Annotated in this window: 11 protein-coding genes and 1 pseudogene; 2 read left to right on the forward strand and 10 right to left on the reverse strand. The window is 74.4% G+C overall.

All coding sequences use genetic code 11. The features are described 5' to 3' along the window. From UW392_RS04245 to UW392_RS04260, 4 genes and pseudogenes are all read right to left on the reverse strand, one after another. Positions 1-1,235 (reverse strand): annotated as a pseudogene (locus UW392_RS04245) (ATP-binding protein); the annotation flags it as partial. After that, complete coding sequence (locus tag UW392_RS04250; RefSeq protein WP_320773493.1) at positions 1,232-1,939, reverse strand: DUF4255 domain-containing protein; 708 nt, start codon at positions 1,937-1,939, stop codon at positions 1,232-1,234. The pseudogene UW392_RS04245 and the gene UW392_RS04250, both read right to left, overlap by 4 nt. Then, positions 1,936-5,166, reverse strand: a complete 3,231-nt coding sequence (locus UW392_RS04255; RefSeq protein WP_320773494.1) for a hypothetical protein — start codon at positions 5,164-5,166, stop codon at positions 1,936-1,938. The genes UW392_RS04250 and UW392_RS04255 overlap by 4 nt, the downstream gene beginning before the upstream one ends. A gap of 188 nt (positions 5,167-5,354) precedes the next feature. Continuing rightward, entirely contained in the window at positions 5,355-6,047 is a 693-nt protein-coding gene (locus UW392_RS04260) for a helix-turn-helix transcriptional regulator (RefSeq protein WP_320773495.1), read from the reverse strand. Positions 6,048-6,278: 231 nt separating this feature from the next. Between UW392_RS04260 and UW392_RS04265 the strand changes: the two genes are divergently transcribed. Further along, entirely contained in the window at positions 6,279-7,667 is a 1,389-nt protein-coding gene (locus UW392_RS04265) for a hydrolytic protein (RefSeq protein ID WP_320773496.1), read from the forward strand. A gap of 136 nt (positions 7,668-7,803) precedes the next feature. Here UW392_RS04265 and UW392_RS04270 read toward each other — a convergent pair whose 3' ends face one another. Beyond that, positions 7,804-9,324 (reverse strand): carboxylesterase/lipase family protein, encoded by a 1,521-nt coding sequence (locus UW392_RS04270; protein ID WP_320773497.1) that lies wholly within the window; start codon positions 9,322-9,324, stop codon positions 7,804-7,806. Positions 9,325-9,387: 63 nt separating this feature from the next. Beyond that, on the reverse strand, positions 9,388-10,848 hold the full coding sequence (locus tag UW392_RS04275) for an aldehyde dehydrogenase family protein (RefSeq protein WP_320773498.1): 1,461 nt from the start codon (positions 10,846-10,848) through the stop codon (positions 9,388-9,390). Between the two features lie 276 nt (positions 10,849-11,124). On the opposite strand from UW392_RS04275, the gene UW392_RS04280 reads away from it, so the two are divergent. Further along, entirely contained in the window at positions 11,125-11,544 is a 420-nt protein-coding gene (locus UW392_RS04280; protein ID WP_320773499.1) for an SseB family protein, read from the forward strand. A gap of 48 nt (positions 11,545-11,592) precedes the next feature. Here UW392_RS04280 and UW392_RS04285 read toward each other — a convergent pair whose 3' ends face one another. From UW392_RS04285 to UW392_RS04300, 4 genes are all read right to left on the reverse strand, one after another. After that, positions 11,593-11,988: a MarR family transcriptional regulator gene (locus tag UW392_RS04285; protein WP_320773500.1), complete on the reverse strand. Its 396-nt coding sequence runs from the start codon at positions 11,986-11,988 to the stop codon at positions 11,593-11,595. Positions 11,989-12,128: 140 nt separating this feature from the next. Next, entirely contained in the window at positions 12,129-13,160 is a 1,032-nt protein-coding gene (locus UW392_RS04290) for a LacI family DNA-binding transcriptional regulator (protein ID WP_320773501.1), read from the reverse strand. Further along, positions 13,157-14,020 carry a carbohydrate ABC transporter permease gene (locus tag UW392_RS04295; RefSeq protein WP_320773502.1) on the reverse strand — a complete coding sequence of 288 codons (864 nt, stop codon included), beginning with the start codon at positions 14,018-14,020 and terminating at the stop codon, positions 13,157-13,159. Before UW392_RS04295 ends, UW392_RS04290 begins: the two co-directional genes overlap by 4 nt. Beyond that, a complete protein-coding gene (locus tag UW392_RS04300; protein ID WP_320773503.1) occupies positions 14,017-14,868 on the reverse strand; it encodes a sugar ABC transporter permease in 852 nt (283 codons plus the stop codon). The genes UW392_RS04295 and UW392_RS04300 overlap by 4 nt, the downstream gene beginning before the upstream one ends. Positions 14,869-14,962: the final 94 nt, after the last annotated feature.

A 14,962-nucleotide genomic window follows, 5' to 3' on the forward strand; every position in this document is an offset into this window, starting at 1 on the left:
CCGACCGGGCGGCCCTCGACGGCCGCCGTGCGCGTCGCCACCTCGGCGGCCCGGCGCAGCTGCCCGGAGTCCAGGCGGTGCGCGGCGACCGCCCGGGCGAGTTCCTCCGCGTCACCGGTCACGGCGCCGCCCGCCGCCCGCTCCAGGGCGTGCCGCCAGCGCGCCGCCTGCCGCTCGGGGGACGGCGCCGGCACGGTCACGACGACGGGGGTGTCGGCCGCCCACAGCGGGTCCCAGCCGACCGTGCCGTGCGTCAGCAGGGGAACTCCCCGTAGCGCCGCGCACAGCGTGCCCAGCGTGCGGGCCCGGTCGGCGGGTTCCGCGGGCAGTGCCTCCAGCGGGCCGAGGACCATCCCGGAGCCGGTGAGACGGGCCTCCAGCGCGGCGACCCGGGCGAGTTCCGGTACGTCCGCGGAGCGCCGGGCGAGCGCCACGGTGTCCAGGCCGAGCGGGCGCAGCCCGGCCGCGCGCAGGGCGGCGGCGGCCAGTCCCCCGGCGTCACCGCCCCGGGCGATCAGGTGGACGGGACCGGCGCCGGTCCCGGTCGCGGCGGCCGCCGTCCGGTGGACCTGAGCCGTGTCCGCGGTCGGGTCCTCCGGCACGTCACCGAGGACTCCGGCGAGCCGGGCGTCGGGCCGCGCGTTCCCCAGCAGGTGCCCGGTGACCCGGTCGGGCACGGTCAGAACGCGGGACAACGGGGGCCGTTCCGGCTCGGTGACCTCCAGCAGACCGCCCGCGACCAGCGGCGCTCCGGGAGCGAGCCGGAAACGGGCGGGGGACGCCCCGGCGAGTCCGCACAGTTCCAGGGCGAGTCCGACCGTGGGCCGGCGGCGCGTCAGGTCGTCGTTGAGGTAGCCGTAGAGGCGTTCGAACCGTGCGTCCAGGTCGGGTGCCACCGCGATCAGCAGCAGGTCCAGGTCCAGGGGGGTGAGGCCGCACCGTTCGGCGAGGCCGCCGAGGACGGAGCCGGCCGGTGGGTGCGAGGGCTCGTGGGCGGGTACGCCGAGGCCGCCCGGCTCGTCCAGGATGCGGGCCGCCGCCTCGGGCGTGAGGTACTGGCCCCGGTACGGGTCGTCGGGGTCGGGATCGGTGGCGCGGCGCACCGCGACGGCGTGCCGCACGCGTTCCTCGACCTCGCGCAGCCGTGTCCACAGGTGCTCCACGCCGGGCGACGGGGACCCGGCGCCGGTCCGGGCGGTGGTGCCGGTGGTGCCGGTTCGGGCTGTGTACGTCACGGCTGGCGGTCACCCCGGCGACGGCGTCGGGCGGGCGCGGACGGCCGTGCCCGCGGGCCGGCGAAACCGTCCGGACCCGGGTCGCCCACCTCCTCGTACCGCAGCCGGCGCCCCTGAACCGGCTCCCCGTCCTGCTGCCGCGCGGCGGAGCGCACCACCAGTCCCTCCGTCACCGGCGGCCCCGCGGCCCGGCTCACCCCGGCGAGCGGTGCCGTCACCCGTACGCCGAGCGACGCCTTCAGCTCACCGCCCAGCGCCGACCACACGTCGGAGGCGGACGGCCCGTCGGCTCCGGTGACGGTGGTCTCCAGGCCCACGGTCAGGCCGAGTTCGGCGAGCGTGCCCGTGAGCAGCCGCGCGGGCAGCACCTCGCCGGTCACCAGGGTGGTCAGCACCTGCGACAGCAGCCGGTGCTCGTCCTGCGGGCGGCTCGCCCACGCCGTGACCAGGTACGTCAGTGCGAACCAGCGGGGCGGGGTGCGCCGCGCCACCACGTGCCCGTCCGCGTCGTACACCTCCCCGGCGCCCCTGCCGCGCCGGGCGGCGGCCTCGCGGATGTCGTACAGGAAGGCGCAGACCGTGGGGCCGGTGCGGCGCGCCGCCCAGTCCCGGGTGGGGGCGTCGAGCACCACCTCGACGCCCGACGCCTGGAGACCGGACTCGCCGAGCAGCCGGCGCAGCGCCTCGTCGACCTCGTGGATCATCGGCGGATCACCTCGCCGGGCGGCTGCACGGTACCGCTGACCACCAGGAAGTCCGTCCGCACCGGGGAGAACCCGGCCCCCCTCGCGGTGATGACCCGCGGCCCGGTCCGGTCCTTGGCCAGGATGAGCAACTGGCCGGTGAACCGGCCGTCCGGCCCCGGCACGGTCGGCGCCGCCGCCGCGGTGATCCCCGGCCGCCACGTGAACCGCACCGGCACCCCCGGCGGGAAGTCCCGGCCGCGCACCGAGGTGACGAAGCCGGGCTTGCCGATGTCGGGAACCGCCTCGATGCGCGGCTGGAGGATGCGCAGCCGCTCCCGGGCGGTGTTGTCGCCCGGGTCCGCGTCCGTGCCGGTGGTGGTGAGGGTGCCGGTGACGTCGCCGGTCAGTGCCCTGTCCGGACTGAGGACGACCCGGACGACGGTGCTCGCGCCCGGCCGCAGGTCCGGCAGCGCGCAGTTCCAGGAGTCGTCGCAGCCCGCCGGTGGCCCGTTGTCCGGGATGTCCGCGGGCAGGCCGATGCGCAGCCGCAGCCCGGTGGCGAGCGCGTTGCGGCCGTTGCGCACGGTGTACGTCACCACGACGCGCCCGCCGACGTGACCGGGGTTCGGCTGGGCCGTGACCCGCACTCCGGGTCCGGCCTCGGGCGCCTCCGGCTCCGGGGGGACGGGGGGCGGTGCGGGCGCCGTGGGCGGTGCGGGGGCGGGCGGCGGTGGACTCGTGGGCGGCCCGGGGGCCGGCGGCGGGGACGTGGGCGGCGGCTCGGTGGTCGGCGTCGGCGTCGGGGTCGGAGTGGGTGAGGAGGGCGGGGCCTCGCGCACCGGCACCACGGTCCGGCCGGCGTTGTCACCGGGCTGCGGGTCCAGGACGGTGCCCGTGACCGACCAGTCCACCGGTGCGTCACCGGGGGTGAGACCGGTCAGGGTCACGTCCACCGGAACGGTGGCACCGGGCGGCACCACGCCGACGTCGCACACGAGGGAGGCGGCGTCGCACGTGCCCCCGGGCCAGGTGATCCCGGTGATCTGCACCCCGGGCGGCGGTACGACGGTCAGCCGGGTGCCGGGGGAGGCGGCGGGACCGTTGTTCACGACGTCGACCCGGACGGTGGCGGAGTCACCGACGACGACCTCGGGGGCGGTGCCGGGTGCCCGCACCGCGAGGTCCACGGACTGCTGGACGCCGGGCTCCTTCTGCCGGCCCGGGAGGTCGCCGGTGAGCGGGGTGATGTCGCCGGACGCGATGTCCAGGCGGCTCAGCTTCTCGGGGCTGCTGACCTCGGCGGTGACACGGGAGCTGAACACCAGGCCGGTGCCGTCGGCCGTCCAGGCCGCGTCGCGCGGCTGGAACGGGCCGGTCACCGAGGTGTCCGGCAACTGCCGCCGGCAGGCGTCGGGGACGTCGCGGGCGGCGGCGGGCAGCAGCACCCGGCAGCCGTCGTCCGTCAGGGAGGCCAGCAGGATGCCGTTGCCCGCGTCGGTCCGGCCGCCGCGGTTGAAGGCGACACCGAGCCCGTCCGGGGAGAACGCGGGACTGTCGTCGAGGACCTGGCAGCCGCTGTCCGGGCAGAGCGTGGCGCTCAGGTCCCGCTGCCGGCCGAGATCGTCCACGGGCACGGTCCAGACGTGCTTGTTGCCGCCGGTCCCGGAGGCCGTGTGGCTACGGGTGAAGGCCAGCGTGGTGCCGTCGGAGGACCAGGTGGGCTGGGCGTCCTGCCCCTGGAGCTCGCCGGCCGGCGGGACGACCTCACCGGTGATCGCGCCGGTGGCCACCTCTGCGACGAGGATGCGACTGGGACCCGCGGCCGCGCCGACGCCGCCCGGCGAGGTCCGGGTGAAGGCGAGGTGCCTGCCGTCGGGGGAGAAGGTGGGGTCGGTGTCCCAGTCCGTCGGTCCGCGTCCATCGAGCGGCAGGAGCTCCTCGTTCGAACCGTCGGCGTCCACCATGTGGATCTGCTGGATCCGGCTGTCGGCGGGGCCGGTGAACCGGGTGAACACGATCCGGCGGCCGTCGGGCGTGTAGTTCTGCCGCTCGGTCCACGGGTCGTGACCGGGCGCGGGCCGGAACAGCGGATCCGCGGCCGGGTCGGTGTCGGTGTCGGCCGCCGGATCCTCGCGCAGCAGCGGTTCGAGTCCCAGGTCACGGGGGTCGGCTCCGTCCGCCCTGGCGTCCTGCAGGGTCACCTCGTTCGGCTTGTCCGCGGTGACGCGCTCCACCACCGCCCCGCCGTCGAGCCAGGTGGGCGAGCGCACCTCCCGGTCCTCGTCGAGCACCGTCGCGGGGTCCCTCGCCAGGTCCTCCGTCGCCCGGTACACGTGGTCCCAGCCGCTCGTGCAGGTACAGGTGATCTCGGGGCTCAGGAACAGCACCTCGTTCCCGTCGGGCATCCACGCCGCCCCGTGCGCACGCCACTGCGCGTACGTGCCCGCGAGCCACGTCTTGTCGGTGTCCCCGTCCGTCATCCGCAGCCGGGGCTGACCCTCCGCGGCGGTGGCGGTGTACATGATCCGGTCCCGGTGCGCCGCGTCGTCGACCGGGTTCCACACCGGTTCGGTGGCCTCGCCGTTCGCCGGGTCGGTGAGCCGGGAGGCGGCCCCGCCGGCCAGGGGCCGTACGTACACCTGCCGGCCGGCCGGCGGGTCGACGTCGCTGGAGTACGCCAGGCGCTGCCCGTCCGGGGAGACCGTCGGCCACTGCTCGTTCGCGGGGCTGTCGGTGAGCCGGGTCGGGTCCTCGGAACCGTCGGCCGGGACCGACCACAGGTCGCGCTGTCCCTGCCCGTCCGGATCGTCGGGGTCGGGCGAGTCGAACACCACCGCGCCGCCGTCCGGCGTCAGCCGGGGGTGCGCCGCGTCCATGCCGGTGGTGAGACGGCGTACGGAACCATCGGCGGTCCGCAGGTACACCTGCGGGTCCTTCTCGTCGCGGCGGCTCGCGAAGACCAGCGTGTCGCCGAGGGCGGACGGCTGGACGTCGTAATGGGCCGGCCCCGCGCCGAACAGCGGTGGGCTGGAGGTCGTGGAGCCGGTGGCGACCTGACCGAGACTGCGGTGCCGGGTGCCGGCGTACGCGATGCGGGTGTCCGCCGCGTCGACCGCGCGCAGCCCGGGCCCGTCGCCGTCCTGCCCGGAGGCGGCCGTCACCCCGAGCAGCGGGACCAGCAGCAGCAACGACGTGCCGAACCTGCCCGGGCGGCGTCGTCCGCCGGGGCCAGCGGTTGCCTTCACAGTTCCCCTCGCGTTTCGGTGCGGCGTTCGCCAGGTGCCCCGCCACCCTGCACCGCGGCGCGTGCGGCGCGGCAGGGCGGCGGGGCCGTACCCGGGGGAAGCGCGTGGTGTGCTTTCGGGCAGCGCCGGCTTCCCGGCCCGCCGTCGGAGCCGACGCCGGCTCCGGGGCCGGGAGCCGGCACCGGCTCTCAGATCAGCCCGTTGCGCAGCGCGTACCCCACCGCGTGGGCCCGGTTGCGCAGTTGGAGCCGTGTGGTGATCTCGTGCAGCACGTTCTTGACGGTCCGTTCGGAGTACGCGGTCTTGCGGGCGATCTCCGCGGTGTCCAGGCCCTCCGACACCAGGCGCAGCATGTCCGCCTCGCGCCTGGTCAGCGTGGACAGGGACATGCCCTGCGGGGCGACCGCGGAGCGCTGGAGGCCGCCCACGTGCGTGAGCAGCTTGCCGAGCAGGTCGCCGGGGAGTACGCCCTCACCGTTGGCCATTGCCAGGACCAGGTGGAGGAGGCGGTCCTGGTCGGCCTCGGCACGGCGCAGCACCGCCGCCACGCCGCACTCGATGACGCGTTGCAGCGTGCCGGAGCCGAGGGTGCCGACCACGAGGCCCGTGCGGGTGGCCGGGTTGTGCCGCAACCGGTGCAGCAGGGCCGCGACGTCGTCGTCGACGGCGTCCACGACCACCAGTGACGCCTGGGCCCGCTCGGCATCCGCCTCGTCGAGCAGGTCGACCTCGGGGCGCGGACGTAACTGCTGCACGACGCCGACGCGCAGGATGGGATCGGCGGCGTAGACGGCCACGGTCACCCGGCCGGGACGGGCGGGAACGGAGGTCCGGTGCGGACACCGGACGGGGGCGGGCGCACCCGACGCGGTGGCGGACATGGGGGAGTCGCTTCTTCCTGGGTTGGACATGGGGGGTTACCTGTCTCGTAGGTCCGTGGTGTGACGCAGGGACGGCCGGCCGGCCCGTGCGCGGCGCGCACCAGGTGCCGCGATGCCGCGGTTACGTACCATCACGAGGGAGTCGGTCATTGCCTCCCGGGCACCACGACTGCCCGGGTGTTGCCCTCGCGCTCCTCGTTGAGCGCCCGGGCACGGTCCTACCGTCGTCGTGTGACGCCTTCTGCAGCCTCTTCCGGTGCCGGTGCGCCCGGTCTCGACATCCCGGCGGTGACGGTGACGCCGGGCGGCACCGCCACGACCACCGTGACGGTCCGCAACGACAGTGACATCGTCGAGGCGTACAGCCTGGAGATCGTCGGCGACTGCGCACCCTGGACCACCGCGCAACCGGCCCGGGTCTCCCTCTATCCGGGCACCTCGGAGACGGTGACGCTCCTCCTGCAGCCGCCGCGCTCCCCGGAGGTCCGGGCCGGGGACGTGCCCCTCGGAGTGCGCGTCCTGCCGACCGAGCACCCCGAGTCGGTGCGGGTCCTCGAGACCACCGTGCACATCGAGGAGTTCACGGAGCTGCAGACCGAGCTGCTCCCGCGCCGCCGGCGCGGCTGGCTGCGCGGCCGCTACCGGCTGGCGGTGCGCAACCAGGGCAACTCCCCGAAGCGGGTGGCCTTCACGCCCGGCCAGGCGGGGGAGGAGCTGGGCTTCGCCTTCGAGCCGGCGGGGCCCGAGCTGAAGCCGGGCGAGTCGGTGGAGGTCCGCCTGCGGGTCCGTACGGGTAAGCCGGTGTGGTTCGGCGCCCCCGTGGTGTGGCCGTTCACCGTGGACACCGCCGAGGTCGCCGACGACGAGGAAGCGCAGCGCCGGCGGCAGCAGGAGACGGCGCGGCAGGACGTGACCGCCGTCCGGCCGCCGCTGGACGCGGAGTTCGTGCAGATCCCCGTCTTCCCCAAGTGGCTGCTCGCGGTGCTCGCGGCACTGCTCGCGCTGCTGCTCGCCTGGTTCGCCCTGGTCCGTCCAGCGGTGCGCAGCGCCGCCGAGGAGGCGGCCACCGAGGCGGTCCAGCCGCGTCCCACGCCGCCCGGGGAGGGCGGTGGGCAGGATCCGGGCACCGGTTCCGGCGGCGACGGCACGGGCACCGGGCCCGGCGGCGGCCAGGAGTCGGGCGCCCCGCCCGGAACGGGCGGCGACGGCACCTCGCCCGGTGCCGGCGGCGGACCCGGGGGCGGCACCGGCTCCGGCGGTGGCGGGCAGAGCTCGGCCACCATCGACCTGCAGACGTCGGCGGGGCAGACCGCGACCGGCACCTACGAGGTGCCCGCCGACAGCGTCTTCCGGGTCACGGACATCGTGGTCGCCAACTTCCAGGGTGACGAGGGCCTGGTGACGATCAGCTTCGGCGACCGCAAGATCACCACGATCGCGCTGGAGACCTTCCGTAACCAGGACTATCACTGGGTGACCCCCATCGAGATAGCTGCGAACGACACCGTGACCGTCGAAGTGACCTGTGACACGCCGGGAACACCGGCCACCGGCCGTCGGGCGCAGGGATGTCACGAGGTCCTGAACGTGAGCGGTGTGCTCAGCCGTACCACGCAGTGACCCGCGCCTCAGCTTTCACCATTAGACTGATCGGTACGGATGTCATCCGCAAAGGTCGCTCCCCCCTCCGGCTGAAAATCGACAGTCCGGGGCCGGAAGCAGTCTCTCGGCGCCCGAGGGGTGACGGGCGGCGCGGTCACACCACCAGTGACGGCAGCGCCCCGAACGCGTGGTGCTGCCAGAGGCGGCGCGAGACCTCCTCCGGGTAGGCCGCCACCGCGGGCTTCTCGTCGAGGACCCGCACGAGGCGCCGCCCCGTGTCGTACGCGGGCCATCCGGGGTCGCCGGTGGCGGCGAAGGCCGTCCAGGCGGTACGGATGCGGGCCGACAGTTCCTCGGCGACGGGCGGGGGCGTCGGACCGAGCAGCTCGGCCCCGAAGCCGCCGAGGACGCCGAAGGTGAGGGGGACGTCGAGACCGTGGCAGGCGCCGAGGTAACCCCCGTGGGCGGGGGCCGGCCAGGTCAGCTCGTAGACGTGGACGCGGCCCCCGCCGGCCAGGTGCGCCTCGGCGAGGTGCAGGGTGGGCATGCGGAAGAGCCAGTCGGACTGCACGAGTTCGTACAGCTGCTCGGGCGAGGCGTCGGGGAACGCGGCGCGGTAGGCCCCCACCGGATCGGGCCGGGGGCCGAAGACGCGCAGCGCCGTGGCCGCCTCCTCCTCGCCCACCCGGCCGATCCGGCCGCCGAGGGCGTGGAAGAGCCGGTACTCGTCCCGGGTGTGCCCGGTGATCAGCTCGACGTCCCGGGCGGCACCGCCCGCCAGGGCCTGCCAGGGCGCGACGGGCAGCACGTCGCCGTCCACGACGGGCGAGTACGGCGTCGAGGTGTGCGCCACCGCGCCCCAGCGGTCCTCGTACCGCAGCATCTCGTCCGACACCGGCGCCACCGCCGCGGGCAGCTCCCAGGGATCCACCCGGGAGAGGTCCGCCGCGGTCGGGCGCGCCCCGGCCGCGGCCGCCAGCACACCGGCGATGTCCGTGGCCAGTTCGTCGGAGAAGAACGTACCGGGCACGCTCTGGGCGACGGCCCGCCGGAAGAGGCCCTGCGCGCGGGGCATGACCAGCAGCGCGGCGATCGACCCCGCGCCGGCGGACTCGCCGAAGACGGTGACCCGGTCGGGGTCGCCGCCGAAGGCCGTGATGTTCTCCCGCACCCAGCGCAGGGCGGCGACCTGGTCGAGGAGCCCGCGGTTGGCCGGCGCGCCCTGGACGCGGGCGAACCCCTCCATACCGAGACGGTAGTTGAGGGTGACCACGACCGCCCGGCCGTCGCGGGCCAGCCTGCCGCCGTCGTAACCGGCGTCACCGGCGGTGCCGAGCTTGTAGCCGCCGCCGTGGATCCACACCAGCACCGGGAGACGGGCGGCGGGATCCGGCGCCGGGGTCCAGACGTTGACCGTCAGCCAGTCGTCCCCCGTGACGCTCCCGGCGGGGGACGGCGCTCCCGGCAGCATGGCCTCCTGCGGAGCCGGCGGGCCGTACGTGCCGGCCTCCCGCACACCGTCCCAGGGGTCCGCGGGACGCGGGGCGAGGAAACGCGCCCCGCCCACCGGGGGCGCGGCGTAGGGGATGCCGCGGAAGACGGCCAGGCCGTTCTCGGTGCGGCCCCGTACGGTTCCTGTCGTGGTGGCCGCCAGTGGCCGGTCCGTCTCGCTCATCGAGGGCTCCCCTGGGCGCGATGACTTCCTCGCAGCATCATGCCGCCGCCGTCCGCCTTCCCGTCAGAACGGGTAGTGCGCCTGTTGGGTGGCTATCGTCACCCAACGGGTGTTCGAAAACGCCTCGATGCCCCAGCGCCCGCCGAACCGGCCGTACCCGGAGGCCTTGACGCCGCCGAACGGCGCGTGCGGCTCGTCGGCGACGGACTGGTCGTTGACGTGCACGATGCCGGTCCTCACCCGGCGGGCGACGTTGAGGCCGTGAGTGGCGTTCTCGGTGATGATGCCGCAGGTCAGGCCGTTCTCGGTGTCGTTGGCGAGGGCGACCGCCGTGTCGTCGTCCGCGAAGGCGGTGAGCACGCACAGCGGTCCGAACGACTCGCTGTGGAAGACCTCGGCGTCCCTCGGGACCTCGGTGAGGACGGTGGCCGGGTGGACCGCGCCGTCCGGCGCGCCGCCACCGGTGAGCACCTTCGCCCCCTTGGCCACGGCGTCCTCCACCAGGGCGGCCACGCGTTCGGCGGACCGCCTGCTGACCAGGGGGCCGACCACGGTGTGCGGATCGGTCGGGTCACCGGACCGCAGCGCGGCGGCCTTCGCCGTGAACCTGGCCGTGAACTCCTCCGCCAGGGACTCGTGGACCAGGATGCGGTCGCCGGACATGCAGATCTGCCCGGCGTTCATGAACACGCTGAAGCAGGCCGCGTCCACGGCGTGTTCCAGGTCGGCGTCGTCGAGCACGATCACTGAGTTCTTGCCGCCCAGCTCCAGGACGGCCGGCTTGAGGTGGCGTGCCGCGTGCTCGCCGATGATCCGGCCGACGCCCGTGGAGCCGGTGAAGTCGACCGCGCGCACCCGCGGGTCGGCGATCAGGGTCTCGGCGGTCACGGCGGCGTCCTCGCGGGCACCCGTGACGACGTTGAGCACCCCGTCCGGCAGTCCGGCCTCCCGCAGGACGTCCGCGACCAGCAGTCCGCACGCGATCGGCGCGTCCTCGCTGGGCTTGACCACGACGGTGTTGCCGGCGGCCAGCGGCGCCGCGACCGCGCGCACGCCGAGGACGACGGGCGCGTTCCAGGGCGCGAACGCGGCGACCACGCCGAGCGGTTCGCGCACCGCGAGCCCGAGCGCGCCCTCCTCCTGCGCGTTCAGCACCTCGCCGCGCGGGGCGGTGACCGCCGCGGCGGCCTCGCGGAGGATGTTCGCGCCGAGCCCCACGTTGAAGTACGCCCACGGGCGGGTGCCGCCCGCCTCGTGCGCCATGAGGTCGGCCACCTCCTCGCGCCGCTCGTCCAGCAGGTCCGCCGCCCGGAGGAAGACCGTCCGGCGGGCGAACGGGCTGAGGGCCGCCCATCCGGCGAAGGCCGCGTCCGCCGCGTCCACCGCCCGCGTCACGTCCTCCGGGCCGGCCGCGGCCACCGTGGCGTACACCTCGCCCGTGTAGGGGTTCACGTCCTCCTCGGTCCGGCCGGAGGCGGCCGGGACGTCCTTGCCGCCGATGATCAGCTGGCGGGTGATGGGCATGGCGCGGCTCCGGGGTTCGCGGGGCGGGCGGGCGTTCGGGGCAGGGGGACAACCGGCAGTGATCACGGCGGTTCGCCGAGTGAACTATCGTTCACTTGATTACGGGAATGCTGCGCGCCGGTTCCGGCCAAGTCAAGGGAGGGGGCGTACGAGGACTCGAGGGCATCGTCCGTACCGCACGCATGCCCCTGGCCCCCTCGGGTACGCGACCCGCATCGCGCCCGGAACGGGCACCGTCCCGGGCCGTCCGTTTTCGCCACTACCCCGGGAATCAAGATGGACACACCCTCGTACGACGACATCGCGCCCGAGCCCGTGACCCCGGCGCAGCGGGCGCTGACGGCCCTCGCCGAGGACACCGCGAACACGGTCGCCCTCGACACGCTCGCCGGGAGCGACGTGCTGGTCCCCGTGCCGGACGACGCCGGCGCGGAGGACGTCACGGACCCGGCGATGGTGGCGCTGCCGGTGCTGGAACAGCCGGGCGGCGACCAGGTGGTGCCCGTGTTCACCTCGGAGACGGAGATGGCGGGCCTGCTGCCGTCCGTGGAGCGCTACCGCCTGGTGCCGCTGGGCGCGCTCGCCTCGCAGTGGCCCGAGGAGGAGCTGTCGCTCGCCATCGACGCGACCTCGCCGCACGGTCTGACGCTCACCTCCCAGGGAGTACGCACCCTGCTGGCGAGGCCGCAGGGCTAGGGCGCTCCTGACGGATCTCCGCGGCGTCGCGGTGTCCGGGTGGGCCCGTCAGCCGCCCAGCATGCGTGCCAGGACGGCGCGCTGCAGCGGCAGCACGCGGGCGTGCAGCTCGCGTCCCTTCGGGGTGAGGGCCACCCAGACCCCGCGCCGGTCCTCCTCGCAGACGGTGCGCTCCGCCAGGCCGTCCTTCTCCAGGCGGCCGATCAGCCGGGACAGCGCGCTCTGGCTCAGGTGCACCTGCCCGGCGATGTCCTGCACGCGGCAGTGGTCGCCGGAGCCCGTCCGGGAGGCGGCGGCGACGAGGACGTCGAGCACCTCGAAGTCGCTGGCGCCGAGGCCGTGCGGGTGGAGCGCGCGGTCGATCTCACACATCGTGCGCGCGTGCACCGACAGGATCTCCCGCCACCGCTCCTCGAGCCGGGTCCCGACCGTGTTGACTGCCATGGGCGCACGGTAACAGAGAGATGAACGCTGGTTGAGCGTGCAATCAGTGGCCGGACGACGGCACTGCCGTCGACATGTCGGCATGCCGGTATGTCGACCGTGCGCGCACGGTTCAGGGCGCGGTCCGCGAGGCGCGGTCCTCAGGTCGAGTCCCGCCGCACCAGCTCGGTCGGCAGGATCACCGCCGCCGGGTCCTCGCCACCGATCTGCGCCAGCAGGACCCGCACCATCTCGTTGCTGATGCGGTCCCAGGGCTGGCGGATCGTGGTGAGGGCCGGGGTGGCGGACGTGGCGGCGGGGGAGTCGTCGAAACCGCCCACGGCCACGTCGTCCGGGACCCGCCGGCCCGCGCGGTGCAGCGCGCCCAGCACCCCCTGCGCCATCAGGTCGGACGCGACGAACACCGCGTCCACGTCCGGCGCCAGCTCCAGCAGCCGTTCCGCGCCCGCCTCACCGCTGGCCCGGCTGTAGTCGCCGGGGACGACCAGCCGCTCGTCGACGCCGACGCCCGCCTCGGTGAGCACCTCCCGGTAGCCCGCGAGGCGCTCGACGCCGCCCGGGGTGTCCAGCGGGCCGGTCACCACGCCGATGCGGCGGCGGCCCAGCGACAGCAGGTGGCGCACCATGTCCCGGGCGCCGTCCCGGTCGTCCGCCGCCACGTAACTGACCTTCGAGCCCAGTCCGATGGGCTTGCCGCAGGCGACCAGAGGCACGCCCGCCGCGCGCAGTTCCTCGGCGACGGGGTCCCCGGAGTGGCTGGACACCAGCAGTACCCCGTCGACGTGTCCCGCGGTGATGTACCGCGTGATGCGCCGCCGCTCGTCCTTCGTGCCCGCCAGCATCAGCAGCAGCGGGATGTCGTGCGCGGCCAGCGCCTGGGTGCAGCCGCGCAGCAGGACGTTGAAGTTGGGGTCCTCGAAGAACCTCTCCTGGGGCTCGGTGAGCAGGAAGCCGATCGAGTCCGACCGCCCGGTGATCAGCGAGCGGGCGTGCCGGTTCACGACGTAACCCGTCTTGCGGATCGCCGCGTTGACGGCCTCCTGCGCCGCGGGGCTGACGTAGTGCCCGCCGTTGAGGACGCGGGAGACCGTGCCCCGGGACACTCCGGCCTCGCGCGCCACGTCGTGGATCGTCGGCGGCCTGCGCCGGCCCCCCGTGTTGCTCATGGTCATGACTTTACGGCCCCGGAGAGCAGGTCGAGGCTCCAGAAGCGCTGGATGACCAGGAACAGCGCGATCAGCGGTACCACCGCGAGCAGTGCGCCCGTGAGGACGAGGGTGTACAGCGCGGGGGTGTTGGCGCCCTGTTCGAGGAGGGTGAACAGGCCCAGCGTGATCGGGAACTTCTCGTCGTCGCTGAGCATGATGTACGGCAGCAGGAAGTTGTTCCACACGGCCACGAACTGGAACAGGAACACCGTCACCAGGCCCGGCACCATCATCGGCAGCGCGATCCGCGTGAAGATCCGCCACTCGCCGGCCCCGTCCATCCGCCCGGCCTCCACCACGTCGGCCGGAACGGCGGCGGCCGCGTAGATCCGGGCGAGGTACACGCCGTACGGGGAGAGGACGAGCGGCAGCAGCACGGACGCGTACGAATCCGTCAGGTCGGCCTCGGCCAGCAGCAGGTACTGCGGGATCGCGAGGATGACCGGCGGCATCAGCACGCCCGCCATGAGGATGTTGAAGACACTCTCGCGGCCCCGGAAGCGGTAGATCGCGAGCGCGTAGCCGCTGACCGCGGAGACGGCCGTGGAGAGCAGGGCGCCGAGGCCCGCGTAGAGCGCGGAGTTGCCCATCCACTTCCAGTAGACGCCGTCGCGGTAGGCGTTCAGGTCGGACAGGTTGTCCGCGAAGCCCGTGCCCGGCAGGAAGGTGAAGGTGGAGAAGAGCTCACGGCCCGACTTGGTGGCCGCGATCACCACCCACGCCACCGGCAGCAGACAGTAGAGCGCGCCGAGGACCAGGGTGAGCGTGGGGACGAGGGCGATGCGGCGACGGCGCGCGGTTCCCCGGACGGCAAGGGAGTTCATCGTGCTTCCTCCTGCTTGGCACGGGAGTTCGCGGCCCGCAGGAAGCCGAAGGACAACACCAGCGTGGCGACGGCGATCAGTACCGCGCCCGCGGCGGCCGCGTGGATGTCGCCCTTGCCGAAGGCGTCCTGGTACACCTTCATCAGCGGACTCCACGTGGTGGGGACGGAGTTGGTGAGGGGCTTGAGGGTGGTCGGCTCACTGAACACCTGGAGCGTCGCGATGATCGAGAAGAAGAAGGTCAGCACCAGCGACGGCGCCACCATCGGCACCTTGATCCGCAGCGCTATCTGCAGCGGCGTGGCTCCGTCCAGCCGCGCGGCCTCGTACACCTCGGCGGGGATCGCCCGGAGCGCGGTGTAGATGACGATCATGTTGAAGCCGGTGCCGCCCCAGATCGCGATGTTCGACAGGGCGAGGTACAGCGGCCCGCCGTCCAGCAGGTCCGGCTGCGGCAGCCCCAGCTCGTCGAGCACGAAGTGGAACGGGCTCACGTCCGGCAGGTAGAGGAAGCCCCACAGCAGCGCCGCCACGACGCCCGGGATGGCGTACGGCAGGAAGATCGCGAGCCGGGTGAAGCGTGTCCCGCGGACCTTCTCGCTGTCCAGCATCAGCGCGAACACCAGCGCCAGGCCCAGCATCACCGGGACCACGATCGCGCCGTAACCGACCACGCGCCCCGCGCCGGCCAGCAGTTCGGAGTCGGTCAGGGCGGCGGTGTAGTTCTCGACGCCGGCCCAGACCTCGGCCCGCGCTCCCGCGCCCAGCCCGAGCCCCTTGACCTCGACCTTGTGCAGGCTCAGCCAGAGCGCGTAGCCGATGGGCAGCGCGAAGAAGAGGGCGAACAGGACGGTCGCCGGGAGGAGGAAGAGGTACGGGGCGCCGCGCCCCCGCCGGTGCGCGCGGGCGGGGGAGGGGCGGCCGCCGGGCGTGCCCGCGACC

It is taken from the genome of Streptomyces sp. CRN 30 (assembly GCF_034105845.1).